A 22375-nucleotide genomic window follows, 5' to 3' on the forward strand; every position below is an offset into this window, starting at 1 on the left:
GGCCCGCCGTCGTCAGGCCTTGATCTGCTCGGCGATCCGTACCGCCAGCGCCGTCAGCTCCTCGGCGGACAGCGGCGCTTCCGGCTGGGCCGCGACGGCCTGCTCGTCGACCCCCACCATGTTGCTGATGCTCGCGTCGAAGGCCCGGTTTCCGGGCAGCTGGATCGAGACGATGTGCTGCACGCTGCCGTTCCGCTTGCCGGTGAGCGTCTCGACCTTCATCCGGAACCCGCTCGGGGTCGTGCCCTCATCGCACACCCGGTCGTACCGGCGGTCCCCGTGGCCCGGCGGCAGTTCGCACGGCCAGTGGTACCCGGCGGGTTGACCGGATCCGGCGCTGTCGAACACGTCCGGGGAGATGGAGACGCCGAGTGGGCCCTTCCGGCCCCGGTAGACCACCCCGGATCCGCCGTACACGAAGTCGTCGCTGCCGTTGTGGCTGAAGGTGGGCGGCTGTCCGTCCGGCTTCCGGGGTTCGTCGACGCTGTCCGGGATCCAGAACCACCGGGCACCGGGCGCCACCTCACGCAGCGCCGTCTCGAACTCCCGGCTCAGCCGCTTCGCGCTGGCATCGGCGCTCTCAGGGGTGTCGAAGACCAGCCGGAACCGGGTGTCCGGCGGGGCGGGCGAGGAGGCCGCCGCCTGCGGCGGGACCGGCGCCCGGCCCGGCTGCCCACCACCCGCGGCCATCCCGACGCCGCCGGCCAGCGCCAGGGCCAGCACGGCGGCCAGCGAGCCGGCAAGTCGCCGGGCGGCCCGGGCCCGCCGTTCCCGCCGGACGATGCCCGCAACGTCCACCCGGGCCGGCGGCGGCGTGCCGATCAACTCGTCGAACAACTGGTGACTCATCGGGTGCCTCCGGTCTGGAAGTGGCCGTCGACGGCGGTGCGCAGGTTCGCCAACCCGCGCGCCGACTGGCTCTTGACGGTGCCGGTGGTGATGCCGAGCATCCGGGCGGTCTCGTCGACCGAGTAGTCGAGGTAGAAGCGCAGGACGAGCACTGCCCGCTGCTTCGGCGCCAGCGAACGCAGCAGCGCGGCGAGCCCGTCCCGGTCGGTCACCGTCTCCGGTGTCACGCCGGCCGGGTCCGGCACCGCCGCCCAGGACTGCTCCCGGTTGTGCCAGGGGCGGCGCCGCTCGTCGAGCCAGCAGCGGGTGAGCACGCGTTGGGCGTACGCCTCGCGATTCTCCGCCCGGTTCACCCGGCGCCAGTTGCGGTAGAGCTTGGCGACCGCCACCGAGACCACGTCGTCGGCGGTGTGCCAGTCCTGGCAGAGCAGGTACGCGCTGCGCCGCCACCGATCCATCCGCTCGGCGACGAAGGCCTGGAAGTCGTCCTCGTCGGCCCGCCTCACCGCGCTGTTCCCTCTTCGCTGACCATCACGGCGGTACGACGCAGCGGTGTTCCGTCGAGGTTGCACGGCCGGCCACACCGACCGCTCCGACCGTGTGTCCGGTCCGGCCGGGCGGTCGGAGCGGGCCCGCCGCACCGCACAGCCGTGCGGCCGGCCGGACGGCGCTCACCGACCCGCTGCGGGTCCGGCGCTGCGGAAGGTGCGGCGGTAGGCGTCCGGCGGCACGCCGACGGTGCGGTGGAAGTGCCGGCGCAGCGTCGTGGCGGTGCCCATGCCGGCCGCCTCGGCGATGGCGTCGATGCTGTCGTCGGTGTTCTCCAGCAGTTCCTGGGCCCGGCGGATGCGCTGCGTCGACAGCCACTGCAGCGGGGTGGTGCCGGTCGCCGACCGGAAGTGGCGGGCCAGGTTGCGCGAACTCATGTTCGCCCGGCGGGCCAGATCCTCCACGGTCAGCGGGCGGTTCAGCCGCTCCATCACCCAGGGGAGCAGGTCGGCGAGCGGATGGTCGTCGCGGGCGGGCACCGGGGTGGTGACGAACTGCGCCTGGCCGCCGGCGCGGTGCGGCGGCACGACCAGGCGGCGGGCGACGGCGTTGGCGACCGTCGAGCCGTGGTCGCGGCGGATCAGGTGCAGGCACAGGTCGATCGCGGCGGCCTTGCCGGCAGAGGCGAGCACGTTGCCGTTGTCGACGTAGAGCACGTCGGGGTCGACCGTCACCCGGGGATAGCGGGCGGCCAGCGCCTCGGTGTGGGCCCAGTGCGTGGTGGCGCGCAGCCCGTCCAGCACCCCGGCGGCGGCCAGCACGAAGGCACCGGTGCAGAACGAGACCATCCGGGCGCCCGCCCGGTGGGCCGCGCGGACGGCGTCGAGCAGGTCGGGGGGCACCTCGGCGTCGATGTCCGCCACGGACGGGACGATCACGGTTTCGGCGCGGGCGAGCCGGTCCAACCCGTCGTCGGGTTCCAACCCGAACCTGCCGACCCGGACCGGGCCGGGGCCGCACACCACGAGGTCGTACCAAGGGTCCGCCAGGCCGGAGGGGTCGCGGACGAAGACCTCGCAGGCCATGGCGAGCTCGAAGTGCAGCATCCCGTCGGTGGCGGCGAGCGCGACAGTGGCCATGTCGGAAATTGTACGGGGGATGGCGTTCCAGACACTGGTCGGGCCCGGCCGCCACTGGGAGGCTCTCCTCAGTCGATCTTTTCGGGAGAGGAACCACAGATGGATTCGGGGCAGGTCGTGGCGGTGTTCGGCGCGTACGGACACACCGGACGGTTCGTGGTGGCGGAGTTGCGCGATCGCGGGTTCGTCCCGCTCCTCCTCGGTCGCGATGCGGGCAAGCTGCGGGCGCTGGCGGCGCCGGGGCTCGAGTACCGGGTGGCGTCGGTCGACGATCCGGCCTCGCTCGACCAGGCGTTGCGGGGCGCGGCCGCGGTCGTCAACTGCGCCGGCCCGTTCGCCTCGACCGCGGCTCCCGTGATCGAGGCCGCCCTGCGCGCCGGCATCCCGTACGTGGACGTGGCGGCCGAGATCGAGGCCAACGTCGACACGTTCACCCACTTCACCGAGCGCGCCCGGGCGGCGGGCGTCGCGGTGGTCCCGGCGATGGCCTTCTTCGGCGGGCTCGGCGACCTGCTGGTCACCGCGGCCATGGGCGACTGGACGGCGGCCGACGAGGCGCACGTCGCGTACGGGCTGAGCAGCTGGCACCCCACGGGCGGGACGCTCGCCTCCGGCACCGTCTCCCGGGACCGGCGCGACGGGCGGCGGGTCCGCTACACCGGTGGCCGGCTGGAGTACTACGTCGCCGACAGCAACCTGCCGACGCTGGACTGGGACTTCCCCGCTCCGCTGGGCCGCCGGCCCGTCCTCGGCGAGTTCACCATGGCCGACGTCGTCACCGTCCCCAGCCACCTGTCCATCCCCGAGGTCCGCACGTACATGACCACCGGGGCGGCCAGCGACCTGGCGGCCGGGGACACGCCGCCGACCGCCGTCGACGAGCGCGGCCGGTCCGCGCAGACGTTCACCGTCGACGTCGTGGTGCGCTCCGGTGAGAGGCGACGGCGCATCGTCGCGAGCGGCCAGGACATCTACGCCATCAGCGCCCCGCTGGCGGTCGAAGCGGTGCGCCGCATCCTCGACGGCCGGACGAGGACGAGCGGGGTCGCCTCCGCCGGCGAGATCTTCGACGCGCCCGATTTCCTCCGAGCCCTGGCCGCGCACATCTCGGTCGAACCGCTTCAGGAGTCGCGCGAACCGCAGTTCGCCTGATCGCCCTGCGCAGAAAATTCTCGGGCCGACGGGAATAGAGGCCCGGCGTCGTACGCTGTACGGTACTCCGTACCAGAATGGAGGCCGTCTTGTTCGACGCCGCGACCGAATTCGACCGCCAACTCGACCGCCTGGTGGAGCTGGGGTACCCGGCGCTCGCCAACCTGACCGAGGACGCCTTCCGGGAACTGGTCGCCCCGCTGCGGGCGGCGGCCGCCGCCGGCACCGCCGGCCTGCCCGGGCCCACCGAGGCGCGGGTGCCGTTCCTGCTGGTGGTCACCCGTGACCTGGTGCCGGTCGAGGATCGGCTGGCGCGCACCACGCTGGCCGGCAAGCGCAAGCCCGGCTTCGTGGACCGGCACTACGCCGAGGGCGACCTGGCGACGTTCGACCCGATCAAGGAACTGGAGGTGCCCGAGGGGCCGGCGTACCTGCTCTTCGACGTCGACCGGGGCGAGGAGACGCTGAACCTGGCGCCATCGGCCGCGATGGAGGTGATCACCGCCCAGGATCGGCTGCCGCTCACCATCGACGAGGGGCTCGCCTTCGTCACGCTCCACCCGGCGGCGCTGGCGAAGAACAAGTGTTTCTCGCTGGTCGGCTCACGCTGCGGCGACAAGCGGGTGCCGGCGATCTGGATCAGCCAGGGCGCGCCCAAGCTGGGCTGGTGCTGGTACGGCAACCCGCACACCTGGCTCGGCTCCGCCTCCGCCCGACCGGAGCGCGTGGGTCTGAGCTGACGCACCGGCCGGCGGCGGGCGCCGACCGGATCACCTCCGGCCAGCGCCCGCCGCTGCGTCAGGCTCAGTAGAAGCGGCCCGCCACGTCGATCACCACGTTCACGCTGCCCGCGTGGTTGCGCACGTTGAACTTCCCGTACGGACCGAGCTCGCCGAACACCGCGCCGGAAACGGTCTGCCCGCGTGCCGGGTTGAGGTTGCTCGCAGCTGGGACGCCGTAGTCGGGCCAGTCGGCCGGCCACACGGTGAGCACGGTCTGCCCCGTCGGCGCCACGGCCGTCACGTTCATCGCCAGCACCACGTCCTCCGTGGTCCCCATCGCCGACGGCGGGATCACCTTGCGGATGTCGCCGGCGCCGAGCGCGCCCGAGGTGCCCAGACCGGTGCGGCTGTCGACGATGCGGGTGGGGTTCAACGGCTCGAACCGCCGGCCGAAGAGGACCGTTCCGTCGTCCATCATCCCGAACCCGTCGACAACGATGTGCGCGCGGGCCGAGGTGTAGATGGAGAAGGTCGGGGCTCCCTCCGGTGAGCAGAGTTCACCGTCGCAGGGCCGCGTCTGCACGATCGTGAGGTTCGGCGTGACGGTGCCGGCCCGGAAGTTCACCGTGGAGACGGCGGGCCGCTCGCCGGCACCCGACCAGGCCGTGACGAAGCCGTCCTGCTCGGGGTCGACCACGGTGATGTTCACGACCAGCGCCCGGGCATGCGGGTTGTTCCCGCCGAGCAGCTGGGTCAGGTGCAGGTAGCTGCCGGCCCCGCGCTTCTGACCGCCCGTATCCGGATCGGTCCGGCTGTCGTAGATCCGGGTTGGCCGGTACGGGTGGTAGAGGCTGCCGATCCCACGGTCGGCCAGGGTGTTGTCCGCGGCATAGAACCCGATCACGTCGACCACGACGTGCGTGTCGCCATTCCGGTTGAACACCGACACGCGGCCGCCGGAGCCGAGCTTGACGGTGACGTTGTTGGAGCCCAGCCACCCCTTGGCGAAGTTGACCGAGGATGCGTTGGGGCGGGGCTGACCCGCTGGATAGACGGTGACGAAGCCGTCCGCGGTCGGGCCGGTGATCGTCACGTTGAGGACGACCGCACCGACCCCGCTGGCCGGTACGCCGCCCCGCCCGGCGACCTGAAGGTCGACCTGGCCCGACGGACCGATCATGGCCAGCGGCGCACCCAGTCCCTCTCGGGTGTCCATCAGCCGGGTCGGAGCGACCGGGTAGTAGGTGCCGGTCACGTCCACGACGGCGCTCGCCGCCGGCGGCTGCGCGGTGGCCGGGGCGGCCGTGAGCGCGCAGGTGGTGGCGAGGGCGACCCCGGTGCTGAGCAGTGCGCGAAGTGTTCGCATTCGGTCCTCGTGAAAACGATGGGCGAAGATCGGTCGGCCCAGCCTAGGAGCGGCGACCACGGGCGACAAGGCCACGTACCCGCTGCGGTCCGAACGTTCGGCTTGATCAGCCGGTGTGGACCGGAACCGTCAGTAGCCGCCGGTGGCGAGGACCCGCAGCGGATCGGCCGGCGCGGCGCCTGACGGCAGTTGGAAGCTGCCCACCACGTCGGTCACCAGGTGCGTGCTGCCGGCGAGGTTGTGCACGGCGAACGCGTCCGTCGGGCCGATCCCGGCCAGCACCGCGTTGGAGACGGTCTGTCCGGCGGCCGGGTTCAGGCTGCTGGCCGCCGGCCGGGCCACGCCGGCGTCGGCCGGCCAGACGGTGACGACGGTATTGGCCGTCGGCGCGACCGCTGTCACGTTCGTCGCCAGCACCTGCGTGGCATTGGTGACCACAGTGGGCGGCGCGGTGATCCGGCGGGTCGCGTTCGGGCCGAGCGTCCCCGAGGTGCCGAGGTTCGCGCGACTGTCCACGATGCGGGTCGGGTCGAGCGGGGTGAACCGCAGACCGCCCGGCAGGGTGCCGTCGTCGATCACGCCGACCAGGTCGACCACGATGTCGGTGGCGCGCAGGCTGTGCACCGCGAAGATCGGCACCCCGTACCAGGGCCCGCAATCGTGGCAGATGGCGGTCCGCACGTAGGCCAGGTTCGGCACCACCGTGCCGGCGGCGTAGTTGACAGTGGAGGAGGTCGGCACCGGGCTGTCGCCGGCCCAGGCGCTGAGGAACCCGGAACGCTCCGGCCGGACGGCGGTGACGTTCAGGACCAGGGCCCTGACGTGCGGACTGACCGGGCCGAAGTCGACCCAGCGGTTGATCAGGGTGTTCCCCTCGATCGGGCCCCGCTCCCGCCGGGTGTCGACCAGCCGGGTCGGCGTGACCCGCTGGTACTGGCCGCCCCGGCCGTGGCTGCCCCGCACCGTGTCGCTGCCGGCGTAGAAGCCCACCACGTCGACCACCACATGGGTGCTGCCGGCATGGTGGTAGATCCCGACCCGCCCGTCCGGCGCGAGCTTGACCGTGACGTTGTTCGAGCCGAGCCAGCCCGCGCCGAAGTTGAGCGAGGACGCGGTCGGCCGGGTCTGCCCGGCCGGGTAGACGGTCAGGTAGCCGCTCGCGGTCGGACCGGCGACCGTCACGTTGAGCACGACCGAGCCGGCACCGCTCGCCGGCACCCCACCCCGTCCCGCCACCTGAAGGTCGACCACCGTACCGGCACCGAGCGGGCCGGTCCGGCCGCCGAGCCCGCTGCGGGTGTCCATCAGCCGCTCCGGCGCCAGCGGATAGTACGTCCCGACCACTGTGTCGGCCGCGACGGCGGCGGCGACCGGCCTGGCTACGGGCGCGGCGGAGGCCGGCAGCCCGGCCAGCGCGCACGCACCGACGGCGGTCACGGCGAGCAGGGCACGGACTGTGCACATAAGGGACCCCGGGGGAGGAGAGGGACAGGGCTTCGCCCGCCCAGACTAGGGTCGGCCATCTCTGCCGGCAAGCCCGTGACCTGCAGATAAGTCCTGTTCGGATCTCCGGCCGAGCGATCGGACACCCCGGGCTCGGATGGTCGCCGGCCAGCACCGCACCGGGGACGTACCCGCCGAGCCGACGCCGGGACGGGCCGGGCGCGGCGCAAAGCGAGGGCGCCCCGGCCGATGGCCGGGGCGCCCTTTCACGCGGGTGTTGCTCAGCTGCCGGTCGACGCCCGGCTCGCCTTGCCGGCCACCGGAGCGGCGATGCCGGCCTTGAGTGCCGCGGCGGTGGCCGCCGACACGGGCTCCGAGAAGTAGAACGTGCCGACCACGTCAGCGATCATGTGCACGTTCCCCGAGAGGTTGTGCGTGTTGAACGCGCGGGGCGGGTTGGCCGACGCCGGCCCGATCGGGGTCAGCACCGCACCCGACACCGTCTGACCCGCAGCCGGGTTGAGGTTGCTGGTGTCCGGCTTCGGGAAGAGATCGCCGTAGCCGGCCGGCCAGACGGTGATCACGGTGTTGTTGGTCGGCGCGACGGCGGTCATGTTCATCGCCAGCACGTCGGTCGTCTCGGTGAGCAACTCCGACGGGGTGGCGACGGCGCGGACCGCGCCCGGGCCGAGGATGGACGGGTAGCCCTGGCCGATCCGGCTGTCGGCGATCCGGGTCGGGCTGACCGGCTTGAACCGCATGCCGTACTCCAGGCTGCCGTCGTCCATCATGCCGACCAGGTCGGTCACGAAGTGCGCGGACTGCGAGGTGTAGACCCGGAACATCGGGGCGCCCCAGATCTCCGAGCACCAGTCCTCGTAGCACGGCCGGGTCTGCACGAAGGCCAGGTTCGGCACCACCTTGCCGGCGCCGTAGTTGACCGTCGACGCGGTCGGTCGGCTGCCCGCACCGGACCAGGCGGTCAGGAAGCCCGCCTTCGCCGGCGAGACCGCCGTGAGGTTGATGACCAGGCTCCGGACGTTCGCGTTCTCCGGCCCGAAGTCGATCGCGTAGTCGATCCAGGAGTCGGCCGGCATCTTGCCGGTGCCGTCGTAGCGGGTGTCGAACATCCGCTGCGGGATGTACGCCTGGTACTCGCTGCCGTTGCGGTTGGTCATGCCGTTGTCGGCGGCGTAGAAGCCGACGACGTCCACCACCACGTGGGTCGACCCGGAGTGGTTGTAGACCGACACCTTGCCGCCCGAGCCGAGCTTGACGGTGACGTTGTTCGAGCCGAGCCAGCCCTTGGGGAAGTTGATCGAGGAGGCGTTCGGCCGCGCCTCGCCCGCCGGGTAGGCGGTGACGAAGCTGCTCGCCGTCGGACCGGTGATGGTCACGTTGAGCACGACCGCGCCGGCGCCGACGGCGGGAACGCCGCCCCGGCCGGCGACCAGGAGGTCGACCTTCTTGCCCGCGCCGATCGCGCCGGCCGGCGCACCCACGCCGCTACGGGTGTCGAGCAGACGGGCCGGGGCCAGCGGGTAGAAGGCGCCGGTGGTGTCCTCGAGCGCCGCCGCCGCCTGCTGCGGCGCGGCCGGTGCCGCCGATGCCGTACCCGGCACCACGGCGAGTGCACATGCTCCGGCGAGGGTCACGCCGAGCAGAGTGCGGAATTTGCGCATAGAAACCCCGTGGAAGAAGAGGAATAGGGAATTGCCGCCCCAGCGTAGGTGTCGGGGTCAATGCCGGCAAGGCCGATCCGGCCGATCAACTGGGGGAAAACAGCTGACGGACGAATCCGGACTTAATGGTCTCTTAAAGGTCCGCGCAGCTGGTTTTCCACAGGGGTGAAGCGTTTTCCACAAGTTGTCCACAGCGGTCGCCACACCCCTTGACATTCGGGCTGAGCAGGCGAGACTTCCCGGGTGGCCGCTGCCGACGATCCCGTACCGGCGCCCCGGGCGCCGGAGCCGCCCCGGCGCGCCCGGATCGTGCTGGCCGAGGTGTCCCGGCGGGACGACCGGGCCGACCGCACTCGCACCGAGCTGGCCCAGCAGACCCGGGTCGGCGAGGCGCTGGTCCGCGGCCTGGTCCGCGCCCAGTTGGCGCTGGCCCTGCGGCTCTCGCTGGTGGTGGCGATCGGGCTGGGCGGACTGCCCTGGCTGTTCGCCATCGCGCCGTCGGTCGGCCGGGTCACCGTGCTCGGCGTCAAGCTGCCCTGGCTGCTGCTCGGGGTGGTGTCCTTCCCGTTCCTGATCGGGGTCGGCTGGGCGTACGTGCGGCTGGCCGAACGGAACGAACAGGACTTCACCGACCTGGTCCAGCGGCCGGAGCGCTGAGGTGGGCAACGCCTTCGTCGTACCGGCGATCGTCGCGGTCACCCTGGTGACCGTCGGGATCGGCTTCTACGGGCTGCGGCTGGCCCGCACCACCTCCGACTTCCTGGTCGCCTCCCGGGTGATCAGTCCGACCTGGAACGCGGCGGCGATCGGCGGGGAGTACCTCTCCGCGGCGAGCTTCCTCGGCGTCGCCGGCCTGATCCTCAAGTACGGCGTGGACGTGCTCTGGTACCCGGTCGGGTTCGCCGCCGGCTACCTCGCCCTGCTGCTCTTCGTGGCCGCGCCGCTGCGCCGCTCCGGCGCGTTCACCCTGCCCGACTTCTGCGAGCTGCGGCTCGGCTCGCGCCGGCTGCGCACCCTGGCCACCGTCTTCGTCATCTTCATCGGCTGGCTCTACCTGGTGCCGCAGTTGCAGGGGGCCGGGCTGACACTGAGCACCGTCACCGGCTCGGCGTACCCGGTGGGCGCGCTGGTGGTGGCCGTGGTGGTGACCGCCAACGTGGCGCTCGGCGGCATGCGGGCGATCACCTTCGTCCAGGCCTTCCAGTACTGGCTGAAGCTGACCGCGCTGGCCGTACCCGCGATCTTCCTGGCGTTGCAGTGGCAGGCCGACGCCCGCCCGGCGGTGACCCCGCCCGACGGGCCGACGTTCCGGGTCGCGACCACCGTCGTGGTCGAGCACCGCGCCACCCTCACCCTGCCCGACGGCGAGACCCGGGAGGTACGCCCCGGCGAGGAGCTGAGCTTCGCCGCCGGCGACCCGGTGCCGGAGGTCTCCGGGGTGGCCACCGACGCCGCCGAATGGCTGCTGCCCAGCACCGCCGGCGACGACGACCAGGGACTCTTCGCGACCTATTCGCTGATCCTGGCGACCTTCCTGGGCACCATGGGGCTGCCGCACGTGCTGGTGCGCTTCTACACCAACCCGGACGGCGCGGCCGCCCGGCGCACCACCCTGGTGGTGCTCGCCCTGGTCGGCGCGTTCTACCTGCTTCCCACGATCTACGGGGTGCTCGGCCGGATCTACACCCCGCAACTGCTGGTCACCGGGCAGACGGACGCGGTGGTGGTGCTGCTCCCCGAGGCCGCGCTCGGCCACGGCACCACCGGCCGGCTGCTCGCCGCGCTGGTCGCCGCGGGCGCGTTCGCGGCCTTCCTCTCCACCTCGTCCGGGCTGCTCACCAGCGTCGCCGGCGTGATCTCCACGGACGTGCTCGGCCGCGGCTCGGTACGCGGCTTCCGGCTGGCCACGGTGATCGCCGGCGCGGTGCCGGCGGTGCTCGCGCTCAACCTCGCCGGGCTCGACGTGTCGCAGGTGGTCGGGCTGGCGTTCGCGGTCGCCGCGTCCAGCTTCTGCCCGCTGCTGGTGCTCGGCATCTGGTGGCGCGGGCTGACCGACCTCGGCGCCGCCGCCGGGATCCTGGTCGGCGGCGGCGCCGCGATCCTCGCGGTGCTGGTCACCGTGGTCGGGCCGCCGCTGTCCGGCTGGCCGGCCACGCTCACCACGCAGCCGGCCGCCTGGACGGTGCCGCTCGCCTTCACCGTGATGGTGGCGGTGTCGCTGGCCACCCGCCGCCGGGCGCCGGCCGACGTCGCGGCCACCATGCTCCGCCTGCACACCCCGGAGTCGCTGCGCCTGCAGCCCGGGCGTCAGCAGTAGGACTGCCCGTCGGCCGGGTACGACTGCGGGATGACGGCGGATCATCCCTCGGCCGGACCAGGTGTTCGGCACCGACGGATACGGTCGTACGCATGACTGGTGAGCACCCGGCCCTCTCGTTGCGTGGCCTGGCGAAGGCGTTCGACGGCAAGGTCGCGGTGGCCGGCGTCGACCTCGACGTGCCGGCCGGTTCCTTCTATGGCCTGCTCGGCCCCAACGGTGCCGGCAAGACCACCACGCTGTCGATGGCCGTCGGGCTGCTCCGGCCGGACGCCGGCGGGGCCTGGGTGCTCGGGCACGACGTCTGGGCCGACCCGGTCGGCGCCAAGCGGCTGCTCGGCGTCATGCCGGACGGGGTACGCCTCTTCGACCGGCTCAGCGGCGCGGAGCTGCTCGCGTACCACGGCCTGCTGCGCGGCATGGATCCGGCGGTGGTCGACCAGCGGGCCGCGGAGCTGCTCGACGTGCTCGCGCTCGGCGACGCCGGCCGGACCCTGGTGGTCGACTACTCGGCCGGTATGAAGAAGAAGATCGGCCTGGCCTGCGCGCTGCTGCACGGGCCGCGGCTGCTCGTGCTCGACGAGCCGTTCGAGGCGGTCGACCCGGTCTCCGCCGCGCTGATCCGGGACATCCTCCAGCGGTACGTGGCCGGCGGCGGCACGGTGGTCTTCTCCAGCCACGTGATGGAGGTCGTCGAGCGGCTCTGCTCGCACGTCGCGATCCTGGCCGCCGGCACCATCAAGCGGGTCGGCACGCTGCCGGAGGTCCGCGGCGACCGCTCGCTGGAGGAGGTCTTCGTCGAGGTGGTCGGCGGTCGGACGGCGACCGGTGAGGAGCTGGCGTGGCTGTCCCGGTGACCACCCCGGCCAGCCCGGCCGCGGCGACCCGTGGGGTCTCCCCGCGGCACTTCGTCCGGCTCAAGCTGCGGGTGATGGTCAACAACTTCCGCGGCCAGAGCTGGCGGATCGCCCTCTACGTGGTCGGCGTCGTGGTCGGGCTCTGGTTCGCCGGCACCGGCTTCTTCCTCTTCGCCGCGCCGGGGCTGGCCGGCGAGGACCGGTACGCGCTGATGGTCGCCGCGTTCGGCGGCGGCCTGCTGCTGCTCGGCTGGCTGCTGCTGCCGCTGGTCTTCTTCGGGGTGGACGAGACGCTCGACCCGGCCCGGTTCGCGTTGCTGCCGCTGCCCCGCCGCACCCTGGTCACCGGGCTGCTCGCCGCCGCCCTGGTGAGCGTGCCGGCGGTCGCGGTGCTGCTGGCGCTCGCCGGGCTGGTGTTCACCGCCGGCGCGCTCGGTGGCTGGTCGGCGGCCGTGGTCGAGGCGATCGGGGTGGTCGCCGGCCTGCTGCTCTGCGTCGCCGCCGCCCGGGCGGTGACCAGCGCGTTCGCCGCCATGCTCCGCTCCCGCCGGGTCCGCGACCTGGCCGCCGTGCTGCTCGCGGTGGCCGCCGCGCTGCTCGGCCCGTTGCAGATCTTCGGCCTGGCGGCGTTGCGGGACGCGGACTGGGACCGGCTCGATCCGGTGGCCGAGGTGGTCGGCTGGACCCCGTTCGGCGCGCCCTGGACAGCCGGCATCGACATGGCCGAGGGGCGGGTCTGGGCCGCTCCGGTCAAGCTCCTGATCACCGCACTCGCCCTGCTGGCACTGCTGGCCTGGTGGTCCCGGTCGCTGGAGTCGGCGATGATCGGTGCGGCCAGCGCCGGCCCGGCTCCGGCCCGCCGCGGGCCGGCCGGTGGGGCGGTGGCGCAGCTCTTCCCCCGCTGGGTCGGTTGGGCGCGGCGGGACCGGTTCGGGGCGCTGGTGGCCCGGGAGGCCCGGTACTGGTGGCGGGACGCCCGGCGGCGGGCGAACCTGATCACCGTGGCGGTGGTCGGGCTCTTCGTGCCCGTCATGGTCAACCTGGGTGGCTCGAACCTGGCCGCCGACGGCACCGCGGGGTTCACCGTGCCGGACACCTCGTCGCCGGTGCTGGTCAGCCTCTCCATGCTCTTCGTGGGAGTGCTCGCCTCGGTCACCCTGGCCAACCAGTTCGGCTTCGACGGCAGCGCGTACGCCGCGCACCTGGTCGCCGGCGTGCCCGGCCAGCAGGAGCTGCGGGCCCGGATGGCGGCGTTCTCGCTCTACGTGCTGCCGATGCTGGCGGTCGTCGCGGTCGCGCTGGCGGTGATCCTCGGCCGGCCCGGTTGGATCGGGGTGACCGCCGGCAGCCTGCTCGCCACCTACGGCGTGGGGCTGGCGGTGAACAGCTTCGTCTCGGTGCTCGGGGCGTACGCGCTGCCGGAGACGAGCAACCCGTTCGCGCTGAACAGCGGCGCCGGGGTGGCGAAGAGCTTCCTCACCCTGCTGGCCATGGTGGGCACCGCGGTCGCGGCGGTGCCGATGGTGGTGGCCGCGGCGCTGCTCGGCGACGTCTGGCACTGGCTGGCCCTGCCGGTCGGCGCGGCGTACGGCGTCGGCGCCGCGCTGCTCGGCGCGTACCTGGCCGGCGACGTCCTCGACCGCCGCCAGCCCGAACTGCTCGCCACCGTGACCCCCCGCCGCTGACCCGCCCCGCACGGCGGACCGGCACGGCGGTGGCTCACCGGCTCCGCGGGACGGTGGGGTTGGCGCGGGCGGCGAGAATGGGCGGATGCCTGTCGTCGAGGCGGTGGCGACCGTGCCGGTGCCACCCGAACTGGCCTTCGCGGTCTCGCAGACCACCGCGCCGGTGCGCTACCGGTGGGACCCGTTCGTCCGGGAGCAGCACTTCGTCGACGGGGCGACCCGGCCCGGCAAGGGCGTACGCACCTTCACCCGGTCCCGGCACGGGCTGGTGATGGTGAGCGAGTACGTCTCCTGGGCGCCGCCGAGCCACGTCGGCATGAAGATGGTGCGCGGCCCGTGGTTCTTCGAGATGTTCGCCGGCGGCTGGCGGTTCGCACCGGCCTCGGAACCCGGCCACACCATCGCCACCTGGCGGTACAGCTTCCGCTGCCGGCCGGCGTTGCTGCGCCCGGTCGCCGACCGGATCGGGAGGTGGCTGCTCGGCCGCGACATCCGCCGCCGGATCGCCGGCTACACCGCCGGCTGCGCCGACCCGGAGGTACTGGCCGCCGCTCGCCGCTCCCTCGCCGCCGACTGATCAGGACGTGCCAGCCCACCAAGGTCGCGCTCGATCAGTGAAGTAGTGGTCTCCCATCGGCCTGGAGGCCACTACTTCCTGGATCGAGCGCCATCTCGCGGCGCGGGCGGCCGGCCCCGGCGCGGCGGACGGCAGGCCACGGCGCGACGCGGACCCGGCACGGCCGAGGGCGGGGAGCGGCAGAATGTTCCACGTGAATCATGAGCCGGGTGCCGAGATCCACCACACCGATCCGTTCGCCGTACCGGCCGGGCAGCGCTCGCCCGTACGCCGGCTGCGAGGTCGGCTGGCCGCTCCGGTGACGCTCTGGACGGCGCCCGGCCCGGCGGGCCTGACGGTGTCGTCCACGCTGGTGGCCGAGGGCGAGCCGGACCGGCTGGTCGGCCTCGTCGACCCGGAGTCCGACCTGTGGGCGGCGGCCGAGGCGGCCGGCCGGTTCGCGGTGGCCCCGCTCGGCCCGCCGCACCGGCAGCTCGCCGACCGGTTCGCCGGTCTCTTCCCGTCGCCGGGCGGCCTCTTCGCCACCGGCGAGTGGACCGAGACGTCCTACGGCCCGGTGCCGGCCGACGCCGGCGGGTGGGCCGGCTGCCGGCTGGACACCGCCCGGGAGTACGGCTGGGGCCTGCTGGTGGAGGCCACGATCGAGGCGGTCGAGTTGGCCGAGGAGACGGACCCGCTGCTGCACTACCGGGGTCGCTACCGCGAACTGGTTTGACCAGCGCCGGCCCGCTCCCGTCGGCCGGGCGGCGCCCCGGCCGTGGCCGGCGGCCAGCCCCGGCGATTCGGTCAGTCATCCGACGGTCGGTGACCGATCACCCGACGCCCGGTGACCGGCGCGGCCGCAGCGTGGGCGGCTGTCCGCCGACCGCTCATCGGAGTGAGCTGGGTCACTCGGCGCAGCCACCGTGCCGTTCGGCGCACCCGGCGACCAACGTCGATCTCGGCCTTCCCCGGCGGGGAGCGCGCTTCCTAGCGTGCGCGGAAATCCCCGATGCCTGTGAAGGTGGTGATCCACAGATGTCCACGGACACACCCGCGCCGGCCGACGCGTCCACGCCGGACCGGTATCTCGCCGTACAGCGGTCGGACGAGTTCGCCGGGTTGCGCCGCGCGCTGCGCGGCTTCGTCTTCCCGATGACCGTCGCGTTCTTCCTGTGGTACGCGCTCTACGTGATCCTGTCCGCGTACGCGCGGGGGTTCATGGGCACGAAGCTGTTCGGCAACATCAACGTCGCCCTCGTCTTCGGCCTGCTCCAGTTCGTCTCCACCTTCCTCATCGCCTGGCTCTACTCCCGGCACGCCGACCGGAAGATCGACCCGGTCGCCGACCGGATCCGCGCCGAGATCGGGGAGGTGACCCATGAACACGGTCCTCGCGGCTGAGGCGGGCGACACCACCGCCCGCAACCTGACCATCACGCTCTTCCTGGTCTTCGTGGCGGTGACCCTGGCCATCACCATCTGGGCCAGCCGGCAGACCAAGACCGCCACCGACTTCTACGCCGGCGGCCGGTCCTTCTCCGGCTTCCAGAACGGCATGGCGATCGGCGGCGACTACATGTCGGCGGCCTCGTTCCTCGGCATCGCCGGCCTGATCGCCCTCTACGGCTACGACGGCTTCCTCTACTCGATCGGCTTCCTGGTCGCCTGGCTGGTGGCGCTGCTGCTGGTCGCCGAGCTGCTGCGGAACTCCGGCCGGTACACGATGGCCGACGTGCTGGCCTTCCGGATGCGCCAGCGCCCGGTGCGTACCGCCGCGGCGGTCTCCACCATCACCGTGTCGATCTTCTACCTGCTGGCCCAGATGGTGGGCGCGGGTGCGCTGGTGGCGCTGCTGCTCGGGATCAAGCCCGGGACGACCTTCCTCGGCATGGACGCGGACGCCGCCAAGATCGCCACCATCATCATGGTCGGCGCCCTCATGATCATCTACGTCACGGTGGGTGGCATGAAGGGCACCACCTACGTGCAGATCGTCAAGGCGTTCCTGCTGATGGGCGGCGCGATCATCATGACGCTGCTGGCGCTGGCGAAGTACAAGTTCAACCTCTCCTCGCTGCTCGGCGACGCCGCGGACGCCTCGGGCAAGGGAGCCGCCTTCCTCGAACCCGGGCTCCGCTACGGGGTGGAGACACCCGGCGACGCGCTGAAGACCTTCTACAGCAAGATGGACCTGCTCTCGCTCGGCATCGCCCTGGTGCTGGGCACCGCCGGCCTGCCGCACATCCTGATCCGCTTCTACACCGTCCCGACCGCCAAGGCGGCCCGCAAGAGCGTGCTCTGGGCGATCGGCATCATCGGCACCTTCTACCTGCTCACCCTGGCCCTCGGCTTCGGCGCGGCGGCCCTGGTGGGCGGGGAGGCGATCACCGCCCAGGACCGGGCCGGCAACACCGCGGCGCCGCAGCTGGCCGAGGCGCTCGGGGTGGACTTCCTCGGCGGCGACCTGGGCGGGGCGACACTGCTGGCGGTCATCGCGGCGGTCGCCTTCGCCACCATCCTGGCCGTGGTCGCCGGGTTGACCCTGGCCTCGTCGTCGAGCCTCGCGCACGACTTCTACGCCAACGTGGTCAAGGACGGCACGGCCTCGGAGCGGCAGGAGGTCGGGGTGGCCCGCATCTCCGCGCTGGTGATCGGCGCCATCTCGATCGTGCTGTCCATCTTCGCGCAGAACCTGAACGTGGCGTTCCTGGTGGCGCTGGCGTTCGCGGTGGCCGCCTCCGGCAACCTGCCGGCGATCCTCTACAGCCTGTTCTGGAAGCGATTCAACACCTCGGGCGCGGTCTGGGCGATCTACGGCGGCCTGCTCTCGGCCGTGCTGCTGGTGTTCTTCTCGCCGGTGGTCTCCGGGGCGGCGACGTCGATGTTCCCGGACCAGGACTGGCAGTGGTTCCCGCTGTCCAACCCGGGCATCCTGTCCATCCCGTTCGGCTTCCTGTGCGGGTGGATCGGCACCGTCATCTCCAAGGAGAGTGACGAGGAGAAGTACGCCGAACTGGAGGTCCGTTCCCTCACCGGAGCCGGCGCCCACTGAGCCGGCCCGCGCGGCGGGGCCCCCGGTCGACCGACCGGGGGCCCTTCGCGCAGCGACCCGGGCGGCGGGTGCCGGACCGGCCCGGTGAGTAGGCTGACCTCCATGAAGGTTGCAGCGCGCTTCGGACCGGGTCACCGCGTCCTCGTCACCGGCGGCGCCGGTTTCGTCCCGTCACACCTGGTGGACGTGCTGATCTCCCGCGGCTGCACGGTGGTCGCGCTGGACAACTTCGTCACCGGTTCGAAGGAGAACGTCGCCCACCTGCTGGACGAGCCGACCTTCACGCTCGTCGAGGCGGACATCTCCGACGGCCTGCCGACCCACCACCCGGCGGTGGCCGAGCGGTTCGACGCGATCCTGCACATGGCCTCGCCGGCCAGCCCGACGGACTTCGAGAAACTGCCGGTGGAGATCCTCCGGGTCGGCTCGGTGGCCACCCTGCACCTGCTGGACCGCGCGGTCGCCGACGGCGCCCGGTTCCTGATGGCGTCCACCTCCGAGGCGTACGGGGACCCGAAGGAGCACCCGCAGCGGGAGACGTACTGGGGCAACGTCAACCCGATCGGCATCCGCAGCGTCTACGACGAGGCGAAGCGCTTCGCCGAGGCGGCCACCATGGCCTACCACCGCAGCCGGGGTCTGGACGCCGCGATCGTCCGGATCTTCAACACGTACGGCCCGCGGATGCGGCCGGACGACGGGCGGGCCATCCCCACCTTCATCTCCCAGGCGCTGCGCGGGGAGCCGATCACCGTGCACGGCACCGGCAACCAGACCCGCTCGATCTGCTACGTCGAGGACCTCGTCCGGGGCATCCTGCTGCTGCTCGACTCCACCGAGACCGGGCCGATCAACTGCGGCACCGAGCACGAGATGACGATGCGGCAACTGGCCGAGACGATCGTGTCACTCTCCGGCAGCAGCTCCGAGGTGACGTACGTCACCCGGGCGGCCGACGACCCGGAGATGCGCCGGCCCGACCTGACCCTCGCCCGCGAACTGCTGGGATACGAGCCGACCGTGGCGCCCGAAGACGGCCTGCGACGCACGATCGAGTACTTCCGCGAGCGGCTAGGGTAACCGCACCGCCGCCACACCGGCCCGTGGATCAGGGCGGTACTCGCTCCGGCTACGTACCCTGAGTTACATGTCAGCGACCACGCCAGCCGGCCTTCCGCTCCCGTACCTGCACCGCAGCGCCGGGCGCGCGTCGGTGCCCGGCTCCGGTCGGAGCGCCACCGGACGCGCCCGCCCGGGTGAGGCACGCTGGTACCCGGCGCCGGACGACGAACCGCAGGTCGGCGGACCCGGCGGCCCGGGTGGACCGGGTGGGCCGGGCGGCCCCGGCGGCCCCGGCGGCCGGCCCGGCCGGCCGGAGCGGCGGGGTCCGCGCCCGCGCTGGGGCCGGATCGCCATGGTCGCCGGGGTGGCGGTGCTGGTGCTCGCGCTGCTCGGTGGTTTGGGCGCCTGGTTCTACGCCCGCAACCTGAACAACGACCTGGCCCGCACCGACCCGTTCTCGGAGATCACCGGCGGCCGGCCGGCCAAGCCGGTCGAGGGGGCGCTGAACATCCTGCTGGTCGGCAGCGACTCGCGGGACCCGGACGCCCCGGTCGACCAGAGCAGCAAGTGGCGGGCGGACACGATCATCGTGATGCACATCCCCTCCGACCACAAGCAGGCCTACCTGGTCTCCATCCCGCGCGACCTGTACGTGCCGATCCCGGAGAGCGCTGGCGCCGAATGCGGCTCCGGCCAGCGCGGGAAGATCAACGCGGCGTTCGCGTTCGGCGGCCTGCCGCTCGCGGTACGCACCGTGGAGTGCTTCACCGACGTCCGGCTGGACCACGTGATGGCGATCGACTTCGCCGGCTTCAAGCAGGTCACCGACGCGCTCGGCGGGGTCGACCTGAAGGTGGAGCGGACCATCACCTCGATCCACAAGCCGTACCGGACGTTCACCAAGGGTGTGAACCACATGGACGGCGCCGAGGCGCTGGACTGGATCCGGCAGCGCAAGCAGTTCCCGGATGGCGACTTCGCCCGGATGCGGCACCAGCAGGAGTTCCTCCGCGCGCTGATGGACAAGGCGGCGAGCACCGGCACGCTGACCAACCCCAAGAAGCTGCACGACTTCCTCCAGTCGGTGACCGACGCGGTCACCGTCGACCAGGGCTTCTCGTTGATGGACATGGCGGTGCAGTTCCGTAACCTGCGCGGCGAGAACCTCACCTTCGTCACCAGCCCGCACGTGGGCAGCCAGACGATCAACGGGGAGTCGGTGGTGGTCTCCGACCGGGAGAAGGCCCTCGCCATGTACCGGGCGATGGCCGGCGACACGATGGCCGACTGGGTGAAGGCCAACCAGAAGCCGGCCGCGGGCGACGGCGGCTGACCCGTCGCGGACCGGCCGGCCGAACGCCTCGGCACCGGGGTCGGACGTCGACGGTCGTCGACGTCGGTCGGTGGCTGGGTCCCGGCTGCCGCAAGGCCAACCGCCGACCGGTCGCCTTGATCTGTCCGTTCGGTCAGATCGCCTGGATGGCCGGCAGGGCAACGGAAATTTGCCGTGAGACGAACTCGCCAGGACGGGAAACCGTACGTACAGTAGTCCCGCCCCTTATCACGCGAGCTGGAGCACGCATGCCGGTTCAGACCAGCCGACGCCCCTCGTCGCTGGAGTCACCCCGCGCGTCCGTCCGGGTGTCCTCCACCGTTCCGGCACAGCCTGGCAAGGGCGGCGGCGGCCCGGCGAAGAAGCGGAAGCGCCGCAAGGATCCGCTCTGGGCCCGGCTCACCGTCGTCTTCGGCGCGGTGCTGATGATGACCAGCGGTGTCGCCATCGTCGGCAGCAAGGCCCTGATCAGCCAGGCCACCGGCAACATCGCCCAGCGGAACCTGCTCGGCGACGCCGGCAAGACCGACGCCGAGGGCGGTGCGAACCTGGACGGCCCGATCGACATGCTGCTGCTCGGCGTGGACGCCCGGGAGCGCTGGGCCGCCGACGACGTCCGCGCGGACAGCATCATCGTGCTGCACATCCCGGCCACCCACGACCAGGCGTACCTGATCTCGATCCCCCGGGACACCGAGGCGCAGATCCCGGCCTTCAAGAAGAGTGGCTACCCCGGCGGGGTCGACAAGATCAACGCGGCGTTCCAGGCCGGCGCCCGCAACGGCGGCGGCTGGGAGGGCGGCGCCCAGTTGATGGCGCAGACCATCAAGAAGATGACCGGGATCAGCTTCGACGGCGCCGCGATCATCAACTTCGGCGGCTTCAAGAACGTGATCGAGGCCCTCGGGTCGGTGCGCATCTGCGTCAAGCAGGAGGTCCAGTCGATCCACATGTCGTACGTCGACGGCAAGCCGATGTGGAACGCGGACGCCAAGAAGACCGGCAAGCCGATGACCCCGGTGGTGCACAAGAAGGGCTGCCGGGAGATGGAGGGCTGGGCGGCGCTGGACTACTCCCGGCAGCGCAAGACCCTCAAGAACGGCGACTACGACCGGCAGGCGAACCAGCAGCAGCTGATCAAGGCGATGGCCCGGAAGGCCAGCGACAACGGCACGCTGACCAACCCGGTCAAGCTGAACCAGTTGATCAAGGCGGCCGGCAAGGCCTTCATCCTGGACACCGGTGAGGTGGCGGTCGCCGACTTCGTCTTCACCATGCGCGGGGTCACCGCCAACGAGTTGACCATGTTGAAGACCAACGGCGGCACCTTCCACGGCGACGGCGCGGGCAAGGAGACCCTCAGCGAGGAGACCCTGGCCATGTTCCGGGCGGTCAAGGAGGACAAGCTGGCTGAGTTCGTCTTCGCCAACCCCGGAGTGATCTCCAACCGCAAGTAGCGGTAGCGCCCCCGGCAACCGTGGGGTCGGACGGCTGGACGAATCTCGGCAGATCGGACCGGACCAGCGCCGTCCCGCCCGTAGCCTGACGTGAGCAGGTTTCACGTACCGGCTGCGGGGAGGGGGCGCCACGGCCAGGTCGGGGCGGGACGGACGCGCGCGGATCCGGGCGGGCACCGGGGACGCGCCGCCGCGCTGGTCCCGCGCCCTGCTCGGCGCCGGCCTGGCGCTGGTACTGCTGGCCGGGCTCGCCATCGTCGGCCTCCGCGCCCTCACCGACCGGTACGACCGCACCGTGCTCCGGGAGCAACTGCTCGACCCGCGCGCCCGGCGGGACCGGACCGACCTCGACGGGCCACTCAACTACCTGCTGGTCGGCTCCGACGCCCGCCCCGGCGACAGCGGCCCGGACCACCGCACCGACACCATCCTCATCGTGCACGTGCCGGCGGGGCTGCGCGAGGCGTACCTGGTCTCGGTCCCGCGTGACCTGCTGGTGGCCATCCCGGCCAGCGCGAACGGCTTCGGCGGCGGGCAGGACAAGATCAATGCCGCGTTCGAGCACGGCGGGGGCGGCGACGCCGGCGCCCGACTGCTCTCCGTCACGCTGGCCCGGCTGACCGGGATCCGGTTCGACGGCGCGGCGCTGATCGACTTCTCCGGCTTCCGGAAGGTGATCGACCTGCTCGGCGGGGTCCGGATGTGCGTGCGGACCGAGGTTCGCTCGATCCACACCGACCGGGTCTTCCGCCCCGGCTGCCAGCGGATGGACGGGGCAGAGGCGCTGGACTACGTGCGCCAGCGCTACGGCCTGCCCGGCGGCGACTACGACCGGCAGACCCACCAGCAGCAACTGCTCCGGGCGATGCTGGAACGCGCCGCCGAGAATCAGCTGCGCACCAATCCGGTCAAACTCGACCAGGTGATCCGCGCGGTGGGCGGCTCGCTGACCGTGGACACCAACGGCGTGCCGCTGGAGGACCTGCTCCTCGCACTGCGCGACCTGCCCAGCGACGCGCTGCGCGGGGTGCAGGTGCCGTCCTACCCGCAGATCATCGACCAGGTCTCGTACGTGATGCTGGACAACGGGGCAAACGGGCTCTTCGAGGCGGTCCAGGACGCCGGCATGGCCGACTGGGCCACGGCCAACCCCCGCTGGGTGACCCGGTTGTGACCGGACCGGCGGCCGCGACTGCGGCGGTTGGCCGGAC

General features: G+C 72.3%; 19 protein-coding genes and 1 pseudogene. 14 read left to right on the top strand and 6 right to left on the bottom strand.

Annotation, left to right across the window (positions count from 1 at the left end):
- Positions 1-12: 12 nt before the first annotated feature.
- From GA0070609_RS28175 to GA0070609_RS28185, 3 genes are all read right to left on the bottom strand, one after another.
- Positions 13-849 carry a hypothetical protein gene (locus GA0070609_RS28175; protein ID WP_157748316.1) on the bottom strand — a complete coding sequence of 279 codons (837 nt, stop codon included), beginning with the start codon at positions 847-849 and terminating at the stop codon, positions 13-15.
- Positions 846-1355 carry a SigE family RNA polymerase sigma factor gene (locus tag GA0070609_RS28180; RefSeq protein WP_157748317.1) on the bottom strand — a complete coding sequence of 170 codons (510 nt, stop codon included), beginning with the start codon at positions 1353-1355 and terminating at the stop codon, positions 846-848. The genes GA0070609_RS28175 and GA0070609_RS28180 overlap by 4 nt, the downstream gene beginning before the upstream one ends.
- A gap of 165 nt (positions 1356-1520) precedes the next feature.
- Positions 1521-2477, bottom strand: a complete 957-nt coding sequence (locus tag GA0070609_RS28185) for a helix-turn-helix domain-containing protein (RefSeq protein ID WP_088996591.1) — start codon at positions 2475-2477, stop codon at positions 1521-1523.
- Between the two features lie 99 nt (positions 2478-2576).
- Between GA0070609_RS28185 and GA0070609_RS28190 the strand changes: the two genes are divergently transcribed.
- Positions 2577-3629 (top strand): saccharopine dehydrogenase family protein, encoded by a 1053-nt coding sequence (locus tag GA0070609_RS28190; protein ID WP_088996592.1) that lies wholly within the window; start codon positions 2577-2579, stop codon positions 3627-3629.
- 77 nt (positions 3630-3706) lie between these two features.
- The gene (locus GA0070609_RS28195) at positions 3707-4369 is read left to right on the top strand and encodes a DUF5701 family protein (RefSeq protein WP_088996593.1); all 663 of its coding nucleotides are present in this window, start codon (positions 3707-3709) and stop codon (positions 4367-4369) included.
- Positions 4370-4433: 64 nt separating this feature from the next.
- Here GA0070609_RS28195 and GA0070609_RS28200 read toward each other — a convergent pair whose 3' ends face one another.
- The 3 genes from GA0070609_RS28200 to GA0070609_RS28210 all read right to left on the bottom strand — a co-directional run bounded on the left by GA0070609_RS28200 (position 4434) and on the right by GA0070609_RS28210 (position 8842).
- Positions 4434-5792 (bottom strand): hypothetical protein, encoded by a 1359-nt coding sequence (locus GA0070609_RS28200; RefSeq protein ID WP_157748318.1) that lies wholly within the window; start codon positions 5790-5792, stop codon positions 4434-4436.
- Positions 5793-5846: 54 nt separating this feature from the next.
- Positions 5847-7154 (bottom strand): hypothetical protein, encoded by a 1308-nt coding sequence (locus tag GA0070609_RS28205; protein WP_088996595.1) that lies wholly within the window; start codon positions 7152-7154, stop codon positions 5847-5849.
- 287 nt (positions 7155-7441) lie between these two features.
- Positions 7442-8842 carry a hypothetical protein gene (locus GA0070609_RS28210; RefSeq protein ID WP_157748319.1) on the bottom strand — a complete coding sequence of 467 codons (1401 nt, stop codon included), beginning with the start codon at positions 8840-8842 and terminating at the stop codon, positions 7442-7444.
- Between the two features lie 243 nt (positions 8843-9085).
- Here GA0070609_RS28210 and GA0070609_RS28215 point away from each other — a divergent pair, with 243 nt between their 5' ends.
- The 12 genes and pseudogenes from GA0070609_RS28215 to GA0070609_RS28270 all read left to right on the top strand — a co-directional run bounded on the left by GA0070609_RS28215 (position 9086) and on the right by GA0070609_RS28270 (position 22338).
- Positions 9086-9499: a hypothetical protein gene (locus GA0070609_RS28215; RefSeq protein ID WP_088996597.1), complete on the top strand. Its 414-nt coding sequence runs from the start codon at positions 9086-9088 to the stop codon at positions 9497-9499.
- A gap of 1 nt (position 9500) precedes the next feature.
- Positions 9501-11159: a sodium/solute symporter gene (locus GA0070609_RS28220; RefSeq protein WP_088996598.1), complete on the top strand. Its 1659-nt coding sequence runs from the start codon at positions 9501-9503 to the stop codon at positions 11157-11159.
- 92 nt (positions 11160-11251) lie between these two features.
- Positions 11252-12016: an ABC transporter ATP-binding protein gene (locus tag GA0070609_RS28225; protein WP_088996599.1), complete on the top strand. Its 765-nt coding sequence runs from the start codon at positions 11252-11254 to the stop codon at positions 12014-12016.
- The gene (locus tag GA0070609_RS28230) at positions 12001-13701 is read left to right on the top strand and encodes an ABC transporter permease (RefSeq protein WP_088996600.1); all 1701 of its coding nucleotides are present in this window, start codon (positions 12001-12003) and stop codon (positions 13699-13701) included. The genes GA0070609_RS28225 and GA0070609_RS28230 overlap by 16 nt, the downstream gene beginning before the upstream one ends.
- 85 nt (positions 13702-13786) lie before the next feature.
- The gene (locus GA0070609_RS28235; RefSeq protein WP_088996601.1) at positions 13787-14278 is read left to right on the top strand and encodes an SRPBCC family protein; all 492 of its coding nucleotides are present in this window, start codon (positions 13787-13789) and stop codon (positions 14276-14278) included.
- Between the two features lie 166 nt (positions 14279-14444).
- Positions 14445-14993: pseudogene (locus GA0070609_RS28240) on the top strand (flavin reductase family protein); the annotation flags it as partial.
- 302 nt (positions 14994-15295) lie between these two features.
- The gene (locus tag GA0070609_RS28245; RefSeq protein ID WP_088996602.1) at positions 15296-15661 is read left to right on the top strand and encodes a DUF485 domain-containing protein; all 366 of its coding nucleotides are present in this window, start codon (positions 15296-15298) and stop codon (positions 15659-15661) included.
- Positions 15639-17312, top strand: coding sequence for a solute symporter family protein (locus GA0070609_RS28250; RefSeq protein WP_088996603.1), 1674 nt, complete (start codon positions 15639-15641; stop codon positions 17310-17312). Before GA0070609_RS28245 ends, GA0070609_RS28250 begins: the two co-directional genes overlap by 23 nt.
- A gap of 102 nt (positions 17313-17414) precedes the next feature.
- On the top strand, positions 17415-18392 hold the full coding sequence (locus GA0070609_RS28255; protein WP_088996604.1) for an NAD-dependent epimerase/dehydratase family protein: 978 nt from the start codon (positions 17415-17417) through the stop codon (positions 18390-18392).
- Positions 18393-18459: 67 nt separating this feature from the next.
- The gene (locus GA0070609_RS28260; protein ID WP_088996605.1) at positions 18460-19707 is read left to right on the top strand and encodes an LCP family protein; all 1248 of its coding nucleotides are present in this window, start codon (positions 18460-18462) and stop codon (positions 19705-19707) included.
- 248 nt (positions 19708-19955) lie between these two features.
- Positions 19956-21164 carry an LCP family protein gene (locus GA0070609_RS28265; RefSeq protein WP_088996606.1) on the top strand — a complete coding sequence of 403 codons (1209 nt, stop codon included), beginning with the start codon at positions 19956-19958 and terminating at the stop codon, positions 21162-21164.
- 295 nt (positions 21165-21459) lie between these two features.
- Positions 21460-22338, top strand: coding sequence for an LCP family protein (locus GA0070609_RS28270; RefSeq protein WP_088996607.1), 879 nt, complete (start codon positions 21460-21462; stop codon positions 22336-22338).
- Positions 22339-22375 lie beyond the last annotated feature (37 nt).

Origin of the sequence: Micromonospora echinaurantiaca, assembly GCF_900090235.1 — a bacterium.
In the GTDB taxonomy this organism is placed as follows: Bacteria; Actinomycetota; Actinomycetes; order Mycobacteriales; family Micromonosporaceae; genus Micromonospora; species Micromonospora echinaurantiaca.

What these genes read in the sequence shown, in the direction of transcription:
- GA0070609_RS28175 (WP_157748316.1), bottom strand. Translation starts at nt 849, where the DNA reads ATGAGTCACCAGTTGTTCGACGAGTTGATCGGCACGCCGCCGCCGGCC.
- GA0070609_RS28185 (WP_088996591.1), bottom strand. Translation starts at nt 2,477, where the DNA reads ATGGCCACTGTCGCGCTCGCCGCCACCGACGGGATGCTGCACTTCGAG.
- GA0070609_RS28190 (WP_088996592.1), top strand. Translation starts at nt 2,577, where the DNA reads ATGGATTCGGGGCAGGTCGTGGCGGTGTTCGGCGCGTACGGACACACC.
- GA0070609_RS28195 (WP_088996593.1), top strand. Translation starts at nt 3,707, where the DNA reads ATGGAGGCCGTCTTGTTCGACGCCGCGACCGAATTCGACCGCCAACTC.
- GA0070609_RS28210 (WP_157748319.1), bottom strand. Translation starts at nt 8,842, where the DNA reads ATGCGCAAATTCCGCACTCTGCTCGGCGTGACCCTCGCCGGAGCATGT.
- GA0070609_RS28225 (WP_088996599.1), top strand. Translation starts at nt 11,252, where the DNA reads ATGACTGGTGAGCACCCGGCCCTCTCGTTGCGTGGCCTGGCGAAGGCG.
- GA0070609_RS28235 (WP_088996601.1), top strand. Translation starts at nt 13,787, where the DNA reads ATGCCTGTCGTCGAGGCGGTGGCGACCGTGCCGGTGCCACCCGAACTG.
- GA0070609_RS28245 (WP_088996602.1), top strand. Translation starts at nt 15,296, where the DNA reads ATGTCCACGGACACACCCGCGCCGGCCGACGCGTCCACGCCGGACCGG.
- GA0070609_RS28250 (WP_088996603.1), top strand. Translation starts at nt 15,639, where the DNA reads ATGAACACGGTCCTCGCGGCTGAGGCGGGCGACACCACCGCCCGCAAC.
- GA0070609_RS28255 (WP_088996604.1), top strand. Translation starts at nt 17,415, where the DNA reads ATGAAGGTTGCAGCGCGCTTCGGACCGGGTCACCGCGTCCTCGTCACC.
- GA0070609_RS28260 (WP_088996605.1), top strand. Translation starts at nt 18,460, where the DNA reads ATGTCAGCGACCACGCCAGCCGGCCTTCCGCTCCCGTACCTGCACCGC.
- GA0070609_RS28265 (WP_088996606.1), top strand. Translation starts at nt 19,956, where the DNA reads ATGCCGGTTCAGACCAGCCGACGCCCCTCGTCGCTGGAGTCACCCCGC.